13 protein-coding genes are annotated in these 16,024 nt (G+C 64.6%); 4 read left to right on the top strand and 9 right to left on the bottom strand.

Annotation, left to right across the window (positions count from 1 at the left end):
• The first annotated feature begins 8 nt into the window (after positions 1-8).
• The gene (locus WAO18_RS10195; RefSeq protein ID WP_422206064.1) at positions 9-830 is read left to right on the top strand and encodes a class I SAM-dependent methyltransferase; all 822 of its coding nucleotides are present in this window, start codon (positions 9-11) and stop codon (positions 828-830) included.
• A gap of 64 nt (positions 831-894) precedes the next feature.
• Here the strand turns inward: WAO18_RS10195 and dnaE are convergent, their stop codons facing one another.
• The 5 genes from dnaE to WAO18_RS10170 form a co-directional block, all read right to left on the bottom strand.
• Positions 895-4,437, bottom strand: coding sequence for a DNA polymerase III subunit alpha (gene dnaE / locus WAO18_RS10190; protein WP_422206062.1), 3,543 nt, complete (start codon positions 4,435-4,437; stop codon positions 895-897).
• Between the two features lie 74 nt (positions 4,438-4,511).
• On the bottom strand, positions 4,512-7,475 hold the full coding sequence (locus tag WAO18_RS10185) for an RND family transporter (RefSeq protein WP_422206060.1): 2,964 nt from the start codon (positions 7,473-7,475) through the stop codon (positions 4,512-4,514).
• A 92-nt stretch (positions 7,476-7,567) separates the two neighbouring features.
• Positions 7,568-7,999, bottom strand: coding sequence for a type II toxin-antitoxin system Rv0910 family toxin (locus tag WAO18_RS10180; protein WP_422206058.1), 432 nt, complete (start codon positions 7,997-7,999; stop codon positions 7,568-7,570).
• Positions 7,999-8,802, bottom strand: a complete 804-nt coding sequence (locus tag WAO18_RS10175; protein WP_422206056.1) for an SDR family NAD(P)-dependent oxidoreductase — start codon at positions 8,800-8,802, stop codon at positions 7,999-8,001. Before WAO18_RS10175 ends, WAO18_RS10180 begins: the two co-directional genes overlap by 1 nt.
• Before the next feature lie 7 nt (positions 8,803-8,809).
• The gene (locus WAO18_RS10170; protein ID WP_422206054.1) at positions 8,810-9,826 is read right to left on the bottom strand and encodes an SDR family NAD(P)-dependent oxidoreductase; all 1,017 of its coding nucleotides are present in this window, start codon (positions 9,824-9,826) and stop codon (positions 8,810-8,812) included.
• Between the two features lie 162 nt (positions 9,827-9,988).
• On the opposite strand from WAO18_RS10170, the gene WAO18_RS10165 reads away from it, so the two are divergent.
• The gene (locus tag WAO18_RS10165) at positions 9,989-10,396 is read left to right on the top strand and encodes a group I truncated hemoglobin (protein ID WP_422206053.1); all 408 of its coding nucleotides are present in this window, start codon (positions 9,989-9,991) and stop codon (positions 10,394-10,396) included.
• Between the two features lie 104 nt (positions 10,397-10,500).
• Here WAO18_RS10165 and WAO18_RS10160 read toward each other — a convergent pair whose 3' ends face one another.
• A complete protein-coding gene (locus tag WAO18_RS10160; RefSeq protein WP_422206051.1) occupies positions 10,501-11,883 on the bottom strand; it encodes a nitrate/nitrite transporter in 1,383 nt (460 codons plus the stop codon).
• 179 nt (positions 11,884-12,062) lie between these two features.
• Here WAO18_RS10160 and WAO18_RS10155 point away from each other — a divergent pair, with 179 nt between their 5' ends.
• Positions 12,063-13,244 (top strand): putative sulfate/molybdate transporter, encoded by a 1,182-nt coding sequence (locus WAO18_RS10155; RefSeq protein ID WP_422206049.1) that lies wholly within the window; start codon positions 12,063-12,065, stop codon positions 13,242-13,244.
• Here WAO18_RS10155 and WAO18_RS10150 read toward each other — a convergent pair.
• From WAO18_RS10150 to glp, 3 genes are read right to left on the bottom strand one after another with little or no spacing between them, the layout of a single operon-like run.
• Positions 13,235-13,714: a MogA/MoaB family molybdenum cofactor biosynthesis protein gene (locus WAO18_RS10150; protein WP_422206047.1), complete on the bottom strand. Its 480-nt coding sequence runs from the start codon at positions 13,712-13,714 to the stop codon at positions 13,235-13,237. The two genes, WAO18_RS10155 and WAO18_RS10150, sit on opposite strands and share 10 nt — an antisense overlap.
• On the bottom strand, positions 13,714-14,208 hold the full coding sequence (moaC, locus tag WAO18_RS10145) for a cyclic pyranopterin monophosphate synthase MoaC (protein WP_422206045.1): 495 nt from the start codon (positions 14,206-14,208) through the stop codon (positions 13,714-13,716). Before moaC ends, WAO18_RS10150 begins: the two co-directional genes overlap by 1 nt.
• A 60-nt stretch (positions 14,209-14,268) precedes the next feature.
• Positions 14,269-15,474, bottom strand: a complete 1,206-nt coding sequence (gene glp / locus WAO18_RS10140) for a gephyrin-like molybdotransferase Glp (protein ID WP_422206043.1) — start codon at positions 15,472-15,474, stop codon at positions 14,269-14,271.
• 120 nt (positions 15,475-15,594) lie between these two features.
• Between glp and WAO18_RS10135 the strand changes: the two genes are divergently transcribed.
• On the top strand, positions 15,595-16,020 hold the full coding sequence (locus WAO18_RS10135) for a molybdenum cofactor biosynthesis protein MoaE (protein WP_422206156.1): 426 nt from the start codon (positions 15,595-15,597) through the stop codon (positions 16,018-16,020).
• Positions 16,021-16,024 lie beyond the last annotated feature (4 nt).

The following is a 16,024-nucleotide window of genomic DNA, read 5'->3' as shown; positions in this document are numbered from 1 at the left end:
TTGCCGGTATGGGAATTGCGATCAGCGACTTGACGCCTGTCGAGCAGACCGCGTTTGTCACCCAGTACGCCCGTGCGGTCGACAGCCGTTGGCCCAGGCCGATACTCGGCGACACCCTGGCCGCGGAGATCGTCGCCAAGATCGACTACGACTTCGACAGTTTGGGAGTGCCATCGAGCGCGATACGCCAGACTGCGCTGCGCGCGAAGATGCTCGACGACCGGGCCCGCCAGTTCATCGCAGAACACCCAGGCGCCGTCATCGTCGACCTCGGCGCGGGCCTGGGCACGGCCATGCAGCGGGTGGCGCCCCCGACGACGGTCGACTGGTACAGCATCGATCTGCCCAACGTCATCGCGCTGCGCGACGAGTTGGTGCCCGCCGACGACCACGCGCATTCGGTGGCGGCGTCGCTGGCCGACGATGCCTGGACCGACAACATTCCGCCCGACCGGCCCACCATGCTGATCGCCGACGGTCTGCTGGCGTTCATCTCGGAGCGGGTGATCGTCAACCTGTTTCGCCACATACCCGAGCATTTCCGGTCGGGCGAGATAGCGATAAACGACTACGGCCGCGTCAGTCGCCTCAACATCGCGGCGATGAAGGTGGTCTTCAGCGCGGTCGGAACCCAGTGGAATTACCGGGGTTTCAACGACGCCCACGTACCGGAGAGCTGGACTCCACGGCTGCGACTGGTCGAGGAGACCAGCCTGTCGCATGCGCCCGAGATCGACCTGTACCCGATGGTTCCCCGGGTGGCGACCCGGCTGATGGGGATGACCAAGTCCGGTGCCCGCACGGCACGGATCCTGCGCTACCACTTCTGAAACTCCAAAAGGCAGCGCGGGGTGCTCCCACACACCCAGCACGAGCCGCGCTTCGGTTGTCCGCCTAACCGCCCAGACAGCCCGGACCAAGCAGCGCCTTGAGATCGCCCATCAGCGCTGGGGACAACGTCACCCGCAGTGACGCGTCCAACTCGAGGGTGGTAGTCCGGTCGCCGCTGAGCAGCCGCAGGTGCACCTGCGACGTGCCCGGGTGTTGAGCCAGCACTTGCTTGAGCGCGCTGACCTTGTCGATGGTGCACTGCCGCGTCGGCAAGCTGACCGCCAGCGGCCGATTCACCTGCGCATTACTGAAGTCCGGCACCACAAGGTCGTTGGCGATCAACGAAATCCGGTCATCCCTGATAGCGACTTTGGCTGTCACTAGCACCACCGTGTCATCGGCGACCTCCGCGCCGAACGCGGAGTAGGTGTGCGGGAAGAACATCACTTCGATGCCACCGGTGAGGTCTTCCAATTGTGCTGATGCCCAGGGCATTCCGTTCTTATTTACCCGGCGGTTCACCGAGGCCAGGATGCCGCCGACCTTCACCATGGTCTCATTGGCGACATCGCCGTCGAGGATCGCCGGGATGGCGGTGTCGACCTGGGTCGCCAGCAGATGCGCGACTCCGTTGAGCGGATGCCCGGACACGTAGAGGCCCAGCATCTCGCGCTCCAGCGCGAGTTTGTGCTTGTCGTCCCACTCCTCGTCGGGGACCCTGATGGTAAAGACCGCGTCGGCGCCCGCTCCGCCGTCATTCGGGTCGCCACCGAACAGGTCGAACTGCCCCATCGCCTCGGCTTTCTTGGTGCCCAGCACCGAGTCGACTGCGTCGGTGTGCACCAGGAACAGCCCCTTGCGCGGGTGCTTCAACGAATCGAATGCGCCGGCCTTGATCAGCGATTCGGTGACTTTCTTGTTGCACGCCGCGATATCGACCTTGCCGAGATAGTCGGAGAAATCGGTGAACTTCCCCTTCTCGGTACGGGTATTGATCAGCGAGGCAACCACATTGGCCCCGACGTTGCGGATCGCACCCAGCCCGTAACGGATATCGGCGCCGACCGAGGCGAAGTTTAGCCCGGATTCATTCACGTCCGGCGGCAGCACGGTGATGCCCAGCTTGCGGCAATCGGCCAGATAGACCGCGGCTTTGTCCTTGTCGTCGCCGACCGAGGTGAGCAGCCCGGCCATGTACTCGGCGGGATAGTTGGCCTTGAGGTAGGCCGTCCAGTACGACACCAGGCCGTACCCGGCGGCGTGCGACTTGTTGAACGCGTAGTCCGCGAACGGCAGGATGGTATCCCACAGCGCTTTGATCGCCTTGGCTGAGAAGCCGTTGCCCTGCATGCCTTCTGAGAAGCCCTCGAACTCCTTCTCCAGCACCTCGCGTTTCTTCTTACCCATCGCCTTACGCAGAATGTCGGCTCGAGCCAGCGAGTAGCCGGCCACCTTCTGCGCGATGCGCATGATCTGCTCCTGATACACGATCAGGCCGTAAGTCTCGGCGAGGATCTCCCGTAGCGGTTCCTCGAGTTCGGGGTGGATCGGTTTGATCGCCTGCCGATTGTTCTTGCGGTCGGCGTAATCGTTGTGGGCATTCATGCCCATCGGACCGGGCCGGTAGAGCGCAAGGACGGCGACGATGTCTTCGAAGCCGGTGGGCTGCATGCGGCGCAGCAGGTCGCGCATCGGCCCGCCGTCGAGCTGGAACACTCCGAGCGTCTCGCCGCGGCCCAGCAGCTCGTAGGTCGCCGTGTCGTCGAGGGCCAAAGACTCCAGATCGAGGTCAATTCCCCTGTTGGCCTTGATGTTCTCCAGCGCGTCGCCGATGATCGTCAGGTTGCGCAGCCCGAGGAAGTCCATCTTCAGCAGGCCGATCGCCTCGCACGACGGATAGTCCCAGCCGGTGATGATCGCGCCATCCTGCGGCCGCTTCCACAACGGGATGACCTCGGTCAACGGCTCGCTGCTCATGATCACCGCGCAGGCGTGCACGCCGGCGTTGCGGATCAGGCCTTCCAGTCCACGGGCGGTCTGGTAAATCGTGCGCACATCAGGATCGGTGTCGATCAGCCCGCGGATTTCGGCGGCCTCTTTGTAGCGTTCGTGGTTGGGGTCGGTGATGCCCGACAACGGAATGTCTTTGGCCATGATCGCCGGCGGCAGCGCCTTGGTGATCCGGTCGGCGATCGCAAAGCCGGGCTGCCCGTAGTGGATCCGTGCGGAATCCTTCAGCGCCGCTTTGGTTTTGATCGTGCCGAAGGTGATGACCTGCGCAACGCGATCCTGCCCCCATTTTTCGGCCGCGTAGCGCACCATTTCGCCGCGGCGACGGTCGTCGAAGTCGATGTCGATATCCGGCATCGACGCACGCTCGGGATTGAGGAACCGCTCGAATAGCAACCCGTGCTGGATCGGGTCGATGTCGGTGATGCCCAGCGAGTAGGCCACCAGCGAACCGGCCGCCGAGCCACGGCCCGGGCCCACCCGGATATCGACCGAGCGGGCGTAATTGATCAGGTCGGCGACGATCAGGAAATAGGACGGAAAACCCTTGTCGCAGATGACTTCGATCTCGTACGCGGTCCGCTGGGTGTAACCGTCGGGTGCCCCATCGGGGAAACGGCGCTGCAGGCCGGCCTCGACCTCGTGGCGCAGCCAGGACGCCTGGTCGTGGCCGTCGGGCACCGGAAAGATCGGCATCCGGTCGCGGGGTGCCCACACGTCGGCGTACGAGCTGACCCGCTCGGCGATCAGCAGAGTGGAATCGCAGGCCCCATCGACCTCTCCGTCCCAGATCTGCCGCATCTCGGCGGCCGACTTCAGGTAGTAGCCGTCGCCGTCGAACTTGAACCGGGTCGGGTCCGTGAGCGTCTTGCCGGTCTGCACACACAGCAGCGCCTCGTGGTTATGCGCGGCGTCGCGGGTGACGTAGTGGCAGTCGTTGGTGGCCAGCGGCGGAATGTTCAGCGCGCGACCGATTTCCAGCAGCCCGTCGCGCACCCGGCGCTCGATGGACAGCCCGTGGTCCATCAGCTCCAGGAAGTAGTTCTCGGGTCCGAAGATCTCGCGCCACTTGGCGGCGGATTCCAGCGCTTCGCGGTGATGACCTAGCCGCAGCCGGGTCTGCACCTCCCCGGACGGACAGCCGGTGGTGGCGATGATGCCGTTGGCGTGCTCGGCGATCAGCTCGGCGTCCATTCGCGACCATTTGCCCAGCTGGCCCTCGAAGGAGGCCAGCGACGAAAGCTTGAACAGATTGCGCAGCCCGGCGGCGTTCTCGGCGACCATCGTCATGTGGGTGTAGGAGCCGCCGCCGGACACGTCGTCGCTCTTCTGCCCCGGATCACCCCACAGAATGCGTTTGGTCTCGAACCGGGAAGCCGGCGCGACGTAGGCCTCGATGCCGATGATCGGTTTGATACCCGCAGCGGTGGCCCCGTTGTAGAACTCGCTGGCGCCGAACATGTTGCCGTGGTCGGTCATCCCGATCGCGGGCATCTCCAGCCGCTGCGCCTCGGCGAGCATCGGCGCGACCTTCGCGGCACCATCCAACATCGAGTACTCGGTGTGGTTATGCAGGTGCACGAACGACTGACTCATAGGGACGCCAGTCTATGGCCGCACACCGACGCTTACCCGGCGTGTCGCCGAGTGTGTCGTGCGGTTGCACCGACTCACGAGCGCAACGCGACGGTGTCGGGATCGCTGCGGGCGTGCCTGCCGTACGCGCCATTGCCATGGACCGCGGCCGTGCCGTTCGGCGCTTCGGGCGCTGGTGGTGAGGCCGGCTTCGGAAGCCGCTCATGCGGCGTGGGCGGCGGCGGCTTGGACGGCCACCAGTTCCACTTGCCGACAAGCACGGCGATGGCAGGCACGGTGATGGTGCGCACCAGGAAGGTGTCCAGCAGCAACCCGGTCCCGATGATGAAACCCGCCTGCACCAAGGTGCTGATACTGGCGAACATCATGCCGAACATCGAGGCGGCGAAGATGACCCCCGCCGCGGTGATCACGCCACCCGTCGACCGCACCGTGTTGAGGACGCCGGAGCGTATCCCGTGTGGCGACTCTTCCCGAAGCCGCGAGATCAGCAACAAGTTGTAGTCCGCGCCCATTGCGACCAGCACGATAAACGTCAGTCCGGGAATGCTCCACGTCAGCTTCTGGCCGAGGATGAACTGGAAGACGATGACACCGACACCGAATGCCGATAGGTACGAGATCACCACTGACCCAATGAGATACAGCGGCGCGACGACGGCGCGCAGGAGTGCGACCAAAATCACGAACACGATCAGAATGGTCATCACGACGATGAGGCTGATGTCTTTGGCGTAATAGGCACGCGTGTCGCGGAGCATCGCGGTGACTCCCGATGCCGAAATCGAGGCCTGCTTGAACATGGCATCCGGGTGCGGCCCCCGAGCGGCATCGGTGATGACACGAATCTGATCCATCGCATCGGTGCCGAACGGATAGAGCTTGGTTTGCACCAGGTAGCGCGCCGTGTGTCCATCGGGTGAAATGAAAGCCGTCAGCGCGCTGTTCAACCCTCCCCCGGTGTTATCGGTTTGCTTGATCAAATCCTTTACGCCGTCAATCATCTGCTGAATCGCGTCGGCGTAATTGTGGGCATCGTGCTGCGTTTCTGCCGTGCGCTGCTTCTTACCGGAATCGTCGTTGTTAACTACCCGCAGGTCATTGCTGGTGTCGTCCAGTATTTGGCGCACATTTCTCGACGCCGACTCGATGGTGTTCGCGTCAGGAAAGGTTTCCAGCCGCTCGGCGAAATCGGACATCTTCTTGAGTGCTCCACCGTCGCGCGTGGTGATCGCGACCACGTCCAAGACCGTCACCGGCGAGGCGTTGACGGTGTTGGCGATCTCGGCAACATCGAGGGACATCGCGAAGCCGAGCGCACGCACGGTGCTGACGAACATGGCGGTGTCGTCGACTTCTTTGGTGGGGGCGGCCGGAGGTGCCAGGGCGGCCAGTTCGGGCGGTAGGTCGAAGTCGGCGGTTACGGCCCCGGTGCTGGCAACGGAGTAAAGGAGCGAGGCCACGTTAGGGAATCCTTCGGCGCCTTCGATCGAATCGGCGGCCTTATCTGTCTTGTCGGCCTTATCGCTCTTGTCGGCGTTGTCGGCCTTGTCATGGTGCGCGTCGGCAGTGGTCGACTTTTTGTCGGTCGACTTTTTGTCGGTCGAGTTCGCCGTGGCCACCGGGGCGCCGTGGATCGCCGCGATGTCGGGCAGTTGGCCCACCCGCTGTTCCATCTGCTTCAGATCGACCAGGGCAGCCGGCTTGCGCAAGTCTTGTGATGACTGGACGACCAGATACTCGGGAATGGTCGCGTTCAACGGAAAATGCCGGCCAAGCGTGGCATATCCGACAGCGCTCTCGACGGTTTGCGGGAGTGTTTTGCTGTCGTCATAGTTGAAGCGGACAAACATCACGCAGCCGGCCAGAATCACCAACACGGTCATGCTGCCGACCAGATGGGCCACCGGCCGGCGCACGATGCGTATTCCCGAACGCCGCCAGAAGCGGGTGGAGAGGTCACGGCGCGGCTTGATCCAGCCCCGCCTTCCGACGAGAACCATCAGGGCCGGAAGGAAGGTCACGGCAGCCAGAAACGCCAACGCGATGGAAATCGCCAACGCCGGACCGACGTTCCTGAAGGAGCCTAGTTGGGTGAAGACCATGCCCAGAAATGTGACCGACACCGTGGCCGCCGACCCCGCGATGACTTTGCCGATCGACGTCAACGCCTTCACGACGGCTTCGTCAGAAGGCATGCCCTGCCGCAAATAGTCGTGGTATCGGCTGATCAAAAACACGGCGTAATCGACGCCGGCGCCCGCCATCATCGTCGTCATCAAGGTGATCGTCTGGCTGGAAACGCCCAAACCCAGTTCGGCAACTCCGGCCACAATGGACTGCGCAACCCCCACCGACACGCCGATCGTGATCAGCGGCAACATCATCGTGACTAGATTCCGGTAAATCACAAACAGGATGATCAGGACCATCAACACGACGGCCGCCTCGATCGCATGCATGTCGCGAATACCAATGAACATCATGTCGTCGCCGGTAGCCGCGGGGCCGGTCAGGTTTGCCGTCAGCGTGGTCCCGGCGACGGCTTGTTTGACGATGTTGGCGACCCGGCCGTACGCCGCATGCAGCTCTGGCGTGCCCACCCAGCCCGAGAGCACCATTGGCAGATACCAGGCTTTGTGATCCTTGCTCGTCACCGCCTCGCGCAGGGCCGGCGTCCGGACGAAATCCTGCAACATCACGATGTCGCGAGTGTCCGGCCGCAGCTTGTCGGCCAGGGTGCGATACGTAGTGAGGTCGGAGGGATTCAGCCCGTTGTCATCGGTCAGGACCACCAGCAGGACGTTTTCGTTCTCGGAGCCGGACTGGTGATAAGCCTCGGAGATCTGTCGTGTCGTCTGCAGCACCGGGGCGTAGGGCGGCAGAATAGCGACCGGGCGCTTGGCGGCCATCTCGGTCAGCGATGGAAACGTCATCGACAGCACTGCAGCGAGCGCAATCCAGAAACCGATGACGGCCCATGGCCACCGCTGCACCACCACGCCGATCCAGCCGAAGGAACCCCTGGCTTCGGACATAGTGGCTCCTCGAGCCCCCCACGACATCCGGCCAGGTTACCGCCGTTCGTCGATCTTTGGGGCCTTCGGACGTAGCGCGCCCGTCCGCGCCGCTATCCGTACAGCTCGATGAACTGCTTCAGCGACTTCTCGACATCGCCTTTGACGGCGCGTGCCGCCGCCGCACCCACCGGACCGAACAGGGCGCGGCCGCCCAGCTCGAGACGCACGCCCAAGTTCGAACCCTGTTTCGTTGGCGCGACGCTCAGCGTCACGGTGTATTTCGCCCCGCCCTTGCCGGAACCCGACAATGCGACCCGGTGCGGCGGGTCCCAGGTGGTGACCGTCCACGTCACGCGATTGCGAAGCCCCTTGGCGCGTGCCACGCCCACGATCTGGGTTCCTTCGCTCAATTCCTCCGGAAGCTCACTGCGCCACGCCTCGTGCATCACCAGCCAGTCGCCGAGATCGGACAGGTCGGCGACGTGATCCCACATGTCCTGTGGGCTCATCGGCACATCGGCCGTCACGTCGACAGCGGCCATCAGCGACTGGGTCCGCCGCGCAAGCGGTTGCCGAGGCGCAGGGCGGGCAGCAGCAGGGTGCGCGGCATATGCCTGCCGCCGATACTGACGGCCTTCGGCACGATCCCGGGTACCACACTGCGCTTTCCGTCGACCATGCCGGCGATGGCCTGTTCGGCGACATCGTGCGGTGACACCTGCGCGATGGGAATGCTGAACCGCTCGGCGTTGGCGATCTCACCCCATTCAGTCGGCACCGGGCCGGGGCACAACACGGTGACCGACACACCTGTGCCGTTCAGTTCCTCGTGGACAGCCTCCGAGAAGGTCTGCACGAACGCTTTGGTCGCCGAATACACGGCCATGTACGGCATCGGCTGGAATCCCGCAATCGAGGCGATGTTGAGCACCGCGCCGGCGCCCCGTTCGACCATGCCGGGCAGCGCGGCATGGGTCAGCTCCATCAGCGTCAGCGAGTTGAGGACGACCTCCTCGCTTTCGCGCTCGACCGGCAGAGTCTGGAAGACACCGCTGGTGCCGAAGCCGGCGCTGTTGCACAACCCGGCGATCGGCTCGGTGCGCAGCCGCTCGGAGAGTTGTTGGCGTGCCCTGGCATCGGACAGGTCGAGCGCCTGCACCTCGGCTCCGACCGAGTACTGGTTGCGCAGTTCGTCGGCAAGCTCGTCCATGCGTTCCTTGCGGCGAGCGACGAGCACCAGTGGGTAGCCGCGCCGGGCCAGCCCTTTGGCCAGTTCGGTGCCGATGCCGGAGGAAGCGCCGGTGATGACGACGGCTGCCTGGTTGTTCGGTTTCGGAAGACTCATGGTTCCCTCACCAGTGGATTCCGCGGGTGGCCCGCACGAATGTTTCGCTTCGGCCGTCGAATTGTGTTGTGCTGCTGTCAGATTCGTCACCTTTAGCCGCCGACGAGTCTTCGAACATGGTGAACGCCCGGTTGCGCACCCGGTCCATCACCGACGGGTTGACGGCGTCGGCCAGAGCCGCGAATTGCCCGAACGGCGAGCTGGCGCGACGTGGTCGCTGCACGATCGCGTCGGTGATCACCCCGGCGGCCTGGTCCGGTGTCAGCGCCGGGAATTTGTCGTACATCTTGGTGGGGCTGATCATCGGAGTCCTGACCAGCGCCATATGCACGGTGGTGAACTTGATGTCGTCGCCGACCACCTCGGCCTGTAGCGCGTCGCACAGGCTGTCCAGCGCCGCCTTGCTGGCGATGTAGGCACCGAACCGCGGCGCGCGGGTCTGCACACCCACCGAGGACACGTTGATGATCTGCCCGAAGCCGCGTTCGCGCATACCGGGAATGAATTTGAGGATGAGCTGTACCGCGCCGAGGTAGTTCAACTGCATGGTGCGCTGGTAGTCGTGAATCCGGTCGTAGGACAGCGCCAGCGAGCGCCGTATCGATCGTCCGGCGTTGTTGATCAGCATGTCGACGCCGCCGAGATCGGCCAGCACCTGATCGGCCATCGCGGCGATGGCGTCCATGTCGGAGAGATCGCATGGGTAGACATGCGCGGTGCCGCCACTGCTGCGGATTTCGTCGGCAACCTTTTCCAGGTTTTCCCGGGTCCGCGCGACCAGGACCACCTCGCCGCCGGCTTCTGCGATCTTCTTCGCAGCGGCTTCGCCGATACCCGACGATCCGCCCGTGATGAGGGTGATGGTGCCGTCGACGGCATCGTGCAGAGTGCGCCCCTGCACCGCGTCGAGCAGATTGCGCAGGTAGAAAGGTCGATAGCGGCCGGCGGAGTTTGGGGTGTTGACGAGATTGGACACTGCGGCGAACGGTTTCTCGACCAGACCGGTCAGATCACCCAGATTCATAGCTTCCACGCTCCCGGTGGTATTTCCGCTGGCTTCGCCACGAGTCTGCTACACCGCTGCGAAGTTAAGGCGCTTCTTCGGCAATCCGGTTGTTACGCCGGGTAATCCCGTGGTGATGGCGTTCTAACTGTCGGGCAACGGTCCGATGGTCCGCTATTGGGCATGGGAATACTCACCCGGTTTCGCAAACCGGGAACGGCCTCGCTCTACGAGAAGATCGGCGGTCAAGACGCCCTCGAAGTCGTGGTCGAGGACTTCTACTGCCGTGTGCTTGACGACGACCACCTGGCCGGCTTCTACGCCGGCTCGGACATAAGGTGCGTAAAAGCCAGGCAGGTCGAGTTCCTCTCGGCTTTGCTCGGCGGGCCACGGTCCTACACCGGCATGCCGATGCGGCAGGTGCACGAAGGCCGCGGCATCACAATGCATCACTTCGCCATGGCGGCAGCGCATTTGGCGGACTCGCTGTGCGCGGCCGGACTGCACCCGGACACCATCACCGACATCCTTGATGCGATCGCGCCGCTGGCCGGTGAGATCGCATCGGACAACATCAAGGCGGTGGTCTGAAGGCCGTGTCAAGCTTCGCCGAGCGTGCGTGATCCGCGAATGAACGGCCTGGTTTATCCCGCAGACCGCACGCTCGGCGGACCCCTTTCGCGGCGCCATGGGCGTCAGCGGGCGGTGGCCAACACGGGCCGATCGGCGAGGCCGCGGGATGGAAGCCGCACGTAGAAACGCATGGTGACCAGCACGGCTAGCGCATAGAACACCGCGAAGTCCCAAAATGCGATGGTCGCGGTGCCGTCCACGAGGTAGCTGCTGCGCAGCGCCAGGTTGATCGCCACGCCGCCGAGGCCACCGATCGCGCCGGTAATACCGATCACCGCACCAGACATCGAGCGGGAGTAGTTGGCCCGGGCCTCCTCGTCGGCCTCCAGTGCGCGAGACGCCGCATGAAAGATCGACGGGATCATCTTGTACACCGCGCCATTTCCGATCCCGCTGAGTAGGAACAGGACCACGAAACCGATCACGTACGCCACCATGGTCGTTGTCGTGGTTCGACGGCCGGCCAGAGTTGCGGTGATTGCCAGCACCCCATCGGCGCCGATCATGCCGACGAACGCCCACAATGTCACCGTGCCTCCGCCGACTCGGTCGGCAATGCGGCCGCCGTAAATCCTTGCGACAGAACCGAGTAGCGGCCCGATGAACGCGATTTCAGCGGCGTGAAGCGACGCCTGCGCTGCGCTCTGCCCGCTGGCGGCGAACGATATTTGCAGCACCTGGCCGAAAGCGAACGAGAACCCGATGAATGAACCAAAGGTGCCGATGTAGAGCAGGCTGACCAGCCAGGTATGCCGGCTGCGCAACGCGGCACGCATCGCGCCCAGGTCGACCGACACCGCGTCGAGGTTGTCCATGTAGCGGGCCGCCCCGACCGCGGCGATGATCAGCATCACGAGGTAGAACGCGCATACCCAATACGGCTGCCGATTGCCCGCGGTGGCGATGACTAACAGGCCGACCAACTGCACGGCCGGCACGCCGATATTTCCGCCGCCCGCGTTGACGCCCAGGGCCACACCTTTGAGACGCTGCGGGAAGAACGCATTGATGTTGGTCATCGATGACGCGAAGTTGCCACCGCCGAGGCCGCACAGCGTCGCACAGACCAGGTAGAACCACAATGGCCGACCCGGTTCGGCGAGAACGAGGATCGTCGCAACCACCGGCACGACGAGCACGCAGGCGGAGAACACGGTCCAGTTGCGGCCGCCGAAGCGTGCGGTCGCCATGGTGTAGGGCAACCGCAGTGCCGAGCCGACCAACGTTGCGGTGGCAGCAATCAAAAACTTGTCACCGGCGGTCAGCCCATACACCGACTGCGGCATGAACAGAACCATCACCGACCACAGCGACCACACCGAGAAGCCCACATGCTCCGCCGCGACCGACCACGCTAAATTGCGCCGCGCGATGGTTTGTCCGCCCGTCTGCCATGCCGCCCGGTCCTCCGGGTCCCAACCTGTGATCGTGCGCGATCGCGCCACCGCGTTCTCCCTCGCGATTCGGATACTTCCGACGTGAACGTAAAGAGGCGATGTTGCCGCTCGGCGTCCCACGATGTCGCGGCCGTGAAATCACTCTCACACGTGAGCTGGACGCCTTGTGAGCGGGACTTGCGTACTCGAAGACCGCGTGGGTGAGGGCCCTGCATTAGAGTGCTGGCATGGTCGACACGGTGCCAGCACAGATCGAGTCGAACCCGAACCCGTTCCGGTTCGATCGCGCGGAATTAGCCGGAGCGGTAAGCGATCTGGGCGTACTGGTCCCGATCGCGGTGGCCTTGATCGTGAAGAACGGTCTCATGCCGACCGCGGTGCTGTTGCCGGCCGGCCTGCTGTACGTGATGGCCGGCTTCATCTATCGACTACCAGTGCCGGTCCAACCGTTGAAGGCGTTCGGCGCGATCGCGATCGCGCATGGGTTCGGCGTCGACGACATCGCGGCGGGCGCGGTGCTGATGGGCATCCTCTTTCTGGTCCTTGGCGCGACGGGCGTGTTGGATTGGGTCGCAAAAGTGTTCCCCCAGACGATCATTCGGGGGATTCAGCTCTCGGTCGGGTTGTTGTTCTGCCAGCTTGCCTGGCGGCTGGTCTCCACGACACCGAAGGCGTTCACCGATCACCGGCACTCCCTTTGGTGGCTAGGGGGGATGACCCTGCTGGTCATCGCCGTCGCGCTGGTCTTGCGACGCCGGCAGATCACCTTGGTGCTGCTCGCGATTGCCGTGGTGGCAATGGTGCTGAGCTTTCACGTCCCCGTCACGTTCGGACCTTCCGCGGTGCACATACCGCATCTAAGTCGGGCCGCGTTCGCCGCTGCGGCAGTCGCCTTGGTGCTACCGCAGGTGCCGTTGTCGTTCGCCAACTCGTGCCTGGCCACTGCGGACACCGCCCGCACCTACTTCGGCGACGCCGCCCAGCGGGTGCGGCCGGGACGCTTGGCAACCACCATCGGGCTGGCCAATTTGTTCGCCGGCTCGATCAGCGGGATGCCGGTGTGCCACGGCGCCGGGGGCATGACGGCGCATCGCACTTTCGGCGCCCGTAGCGGCGGCGCCCCGATCATGTTGGGCAGCACGATGATTGCGCTTGCACTTGGGATAGGAGCGACCCTGACCGCGGCGCTGGCCGGTTTCCCGGTTCCGATCCTGGCCGGGCTGTTGACGGTCGCGGGCCTGCTGCACATCACACTGCTGAAAGATCTTCGGGGGCCCTGGCATTGGGCGCTGGCGATCGCGGTTGGCGTCACCGGCTTCCTGAGCAACCTTGCCGTCGCTCTCGTTGGGGCGCTTGTGATCTGGTGGGCAGCTCGACTGATCCAGGCACGCCGGTCCCGCTACGAATGATCGTTGCCGGCGATTTGATCCAATGCGTGATCAAGCACGCCGACTAGCACCCCGAGCCCGTCGCGCACTCCGCCGGGTGAACCGGGCAGATTCACCACCAGGGTCCGACCGGCCACCCCGCAGATGCCCCGCGACAGCACTGACGTCGGCACTTTCGGTAAGCCGGAACGCCGGATCTCATCGGCCAGCCCGGGAATCTCGAAGTCGAGCACGGCCCTGGTCTGGGCGGGTGTGTCATCGGTCGGCGAGATGCCGGTGCCCCCGGAGGTGATCACCACCTCGACACCGTCGGCAACCGCATCCCGCAGCGCCTTGCCGACCAAATCGCCATCCGCGACCAGCACCGATTGCACCGACGAAAACCCTTGCTGCACAAGCCATTCAGTGATAAGCGGCCCGCATAGATCATCGTAGACCCCGGCCGCCGCGCGAGTCGAGGCGATCACCACGGTCGCAGATCGGCCTGCCATCAGCGCGTCCACGTCCCGTGGCGGCCGCCGTCTTTGCGCACCACCCGGACGTCATCGATCTGCGCCGCCGGGTCCACCGCCTTAACCATGTCGTACAGCGTCAACGCGGCCACGCTCACCGCCGTCAGCGCCTCCATCTCCACACCGGTCCGATCGGTGCTGTGCACCGTCGCGGTGATCTCGATGCCGTTCGCGCCGATGGTGAAATCGACGTCGACCCCGGTCAGCGCCAATTGATGACACAGCGGAATCAGCTCGCTGGTGCGCTTGGCAGCCAGAATGCCCGCAACCCGTGCGGTGGCCAGCGCGTCACCTTTCGGCAAACCACCCGCCGAGATCAGCTCCATCACCTGTGCTGAGGTACGCAGCGAGCCCGCGGCAATCGCGGTACGTCTGGTGGCATCCTTCCCGGTGACGTCCACCATGTGAGCCGCCCCCGCGGCGTCGATATGCGACAGCGGACCTGTCGGTGGGGTGGGCGCGGCGTCAGACATCGCACCGCCTACCGGTCAACCACTTGGACACGCACGCTCCCATTCTGGCAGTTTGTCGCGCTAGTCGATGTCCCAGACCTGCACCTGGGCGCCCGCGGGGATCTCTGTCGCGTCGGCCGGAATATCGATCAGGCAGTTCGCCGACGCCAGCCACCGCACATGGTGGGAGCCGGCCGGACCATGGCTTGCCACCCTGCCGGTGGCCGCGTCGAATACCCCACGCCGGAACTGGCGTTTTCCGGCCGGCGCGGTCAGCGTCTCGGTCAGCACCGCAGATCGGCGCGGGCGATGCGGAGCCGGCAATCCCATGGCAGAGCGCAGCGCCGGACGGATGAAGACTTCGAAGGACACCAGTGCGCTCACCGGATTTCCGGGCACGGTGACGATCGGGGTACCGGCGGCTCGGCCGGTGCCTTGCGGCATGCCGGGCTGCATTGCCACTTTGACGAACTCCACGCCCTGATCTCCGTCTCGGCCGAAGGCATCCTTGACCACTTCGTAGGCGCCCGCGCTGACGCCGCCGCTGGTGATGATCAGATCCGCCTCACCCGCGTACCGGTCGAGCACCGCGCTGAACTGAGCGACGTCGTCATCAGCGGTCACTGACGCGACGACGTCGGCGCCGGCCTCGCGGATGGCGGCGGCCAGCATGAGCGAGTTCGACTCGTAGATCTGGCCTGCCTGTAGCGCCGCCCCCGGCTGCACGAGTTCGGATCCGGTGGATACCACCAAGATGCGCTGACGCGGGATCACCGTCAGCGCGCGCAGGCCCAGCGCGGCGGCTAATCCCACCACCGCCGGGGTCACCAGCTGCCCGACCCGCAGCACCGTGGCGCCCGCCGCGACGTCCTCGCCCGCCCGGCGGATGTAACTACCCTTCACGCTGGGTGCGTTGATCGTCACGACATCGGTCCTGCCATCGGTAGCCTCGACCGGCACCACCGCCGTCGCTCCGACAGGGACCGGGGCACCGGTCATAATGCGATGAGCGGTGCCGGCCGCGAGCACTGGTATGTCGGTGCGGCCAGCCGGAATATCTTCGGCGACAGGCAATTTCACTGGATATTCAGCCGTTGCCGAAGCCACCTCGTCGGCGCGCACTGCGTAGCCGTCCATCGCGGAGTTGTCGAAAACCGGCAGCGATATCGCCGTGATCACATCACCGGCCAGCATCAGGCCCTCGGCGTCGCGCAGCCCGGCCGCCGTCGCGGGCCGGGCGACGATCAACGCTGCGACGACGCGCTGGTGCTCCTGGACCGACCGCATGGCGTCAGACCGAAAACCGTTGGCTATCAATCATCGACAACTCCACCCAGCCATGCCTGCGCTCTGAAAGCCTTGAAGTTGCCAATATAGTTGGTTCTCATGGAAAGTCGTGGCTCGGCGATGACCCGGGTGGTGCGCGCCGCGCTGACCGATCAACCGATCCTGCTGGCCGACCACGAGGAACTGGTTGGCCATCACGCCGCGGGAGCCGTCGTGGGATTCGTCGGCGCGATTCGCGACCACGACGGCGGGCGGCAGGTGCTCAAACTGGAGTATTCGGCACACCCGTCGGCCGCCGACGTCATCGCTGAGGTGACGGCCGAAGTTGCCGCGAAAGCGGCAGGAGTGCGGGCGGTTGCGGCCAGTCACCGAATCGGTGTGCTGCACATCGGCGAGGCGGCCCTGGTGGTGGCGGTCGCCGCTGATCATCGTCAGGCCGCATTCGAGACCTGCGCGCAACTGGTCGATGCCATCAAGGCGCGGTTGCCGGTGTGGAAGCACCAATTCTTCGCCGACGGAAGCGACGAATGGGTGGGCTCGGCGTAGGGAC

The organism is Mycobacterium sp., from assembly GCF_049278535.1.
Taxonomy (GTDB): Bacteria; Actinomycetota; Actinomycetes; order Mycobacteriales; family Mycobacteriaceae; genus Mycobacterium.
This window is presented reverse-complemented; position numbering and strand designations above follow the sequence as displayed.

Coding starts and splice junctions, on each gene's coding strand:
- glp (WP_422206043.1), bottom strand. CDS start 15,474: ATGCGGTCGGTCCAGGAGCACCAGCGCGTCGTCGCAGCGTTGATCGTC.
- WAO18_RS10195 (WP_422206064.1), top strand. CDS start 9: ATGGGAATTGCGATCAGCGACTTGACGCCTGTCGAGCAGACCGCGTTT.
- WAO18_RS10180 (WP_422206058.1), bottom strand. CDS start 7,999: ATGGCCGCTGTCGACGTGACGGCCGATGTGCCGATGAGCCCACAGGAC.
- WAO18_RS10170 (WP_422206054.1), bottom strand. CDS start 9,826: ATGAATCTGGGTGATCTGACCGGTCTGGTCGAGAAACCGTTCGCCGCA.
- WAO18_RS10175 (WP_422206056.1), bottom strand. CDS start 8,802: ATGAGTCTTCCGAAACCGAACAACCAGGCAGCCGTCGTCATCACCGGC.
- moaC (WP_422206045.1), bottom strand. CDS start 14,208: ATGTCTGACGCCGCGCCCACCCCACCGACAGGTCCGCTGTCGCATATC.
- WAO18_RS10185 (WP_422206060.1), bottom strand. CDS start 7,475: ATGTCCGAAGCCAGGGGTTCCTTCGGCTGGATCGGCGTGGTGGTGCAG.
- WAO18_RS10165 (WP_422206053.1), top strand. CDS start 9,989: ATGGGAATACTCACCCGGTTTCGCAAACCGGGAACGGCCTCGCTCTAC.
- WAO18_RS10135 (WP_422206156.1), top strand. CDS start 15,595: ATGACCCGGGTGGTGCGCGCCGCGCTGACCGATCAACCGATCCTGCTG.
- WAO18_RS10150 (WP_422206047.1), bottom strand. CDS start 13,714: ATGGCAGGCCGATCTGCGACCGTGGTGATCGCCTCGACTCGCGCGGCG.
- dnaE (WP_422206062.1), bottom strand. CDS start 4,437: ATGAGTCAGTCGTTCGTGCACCTGCATAACCACACCGAGTACTCGATG.
- WAO18_RS10155 (WP_422206049.1), top strand. CDS start 12,063: ATGGTCGACACGGTGCCAGCACAGATCGAGTCGAACCCGAACCCGTTC.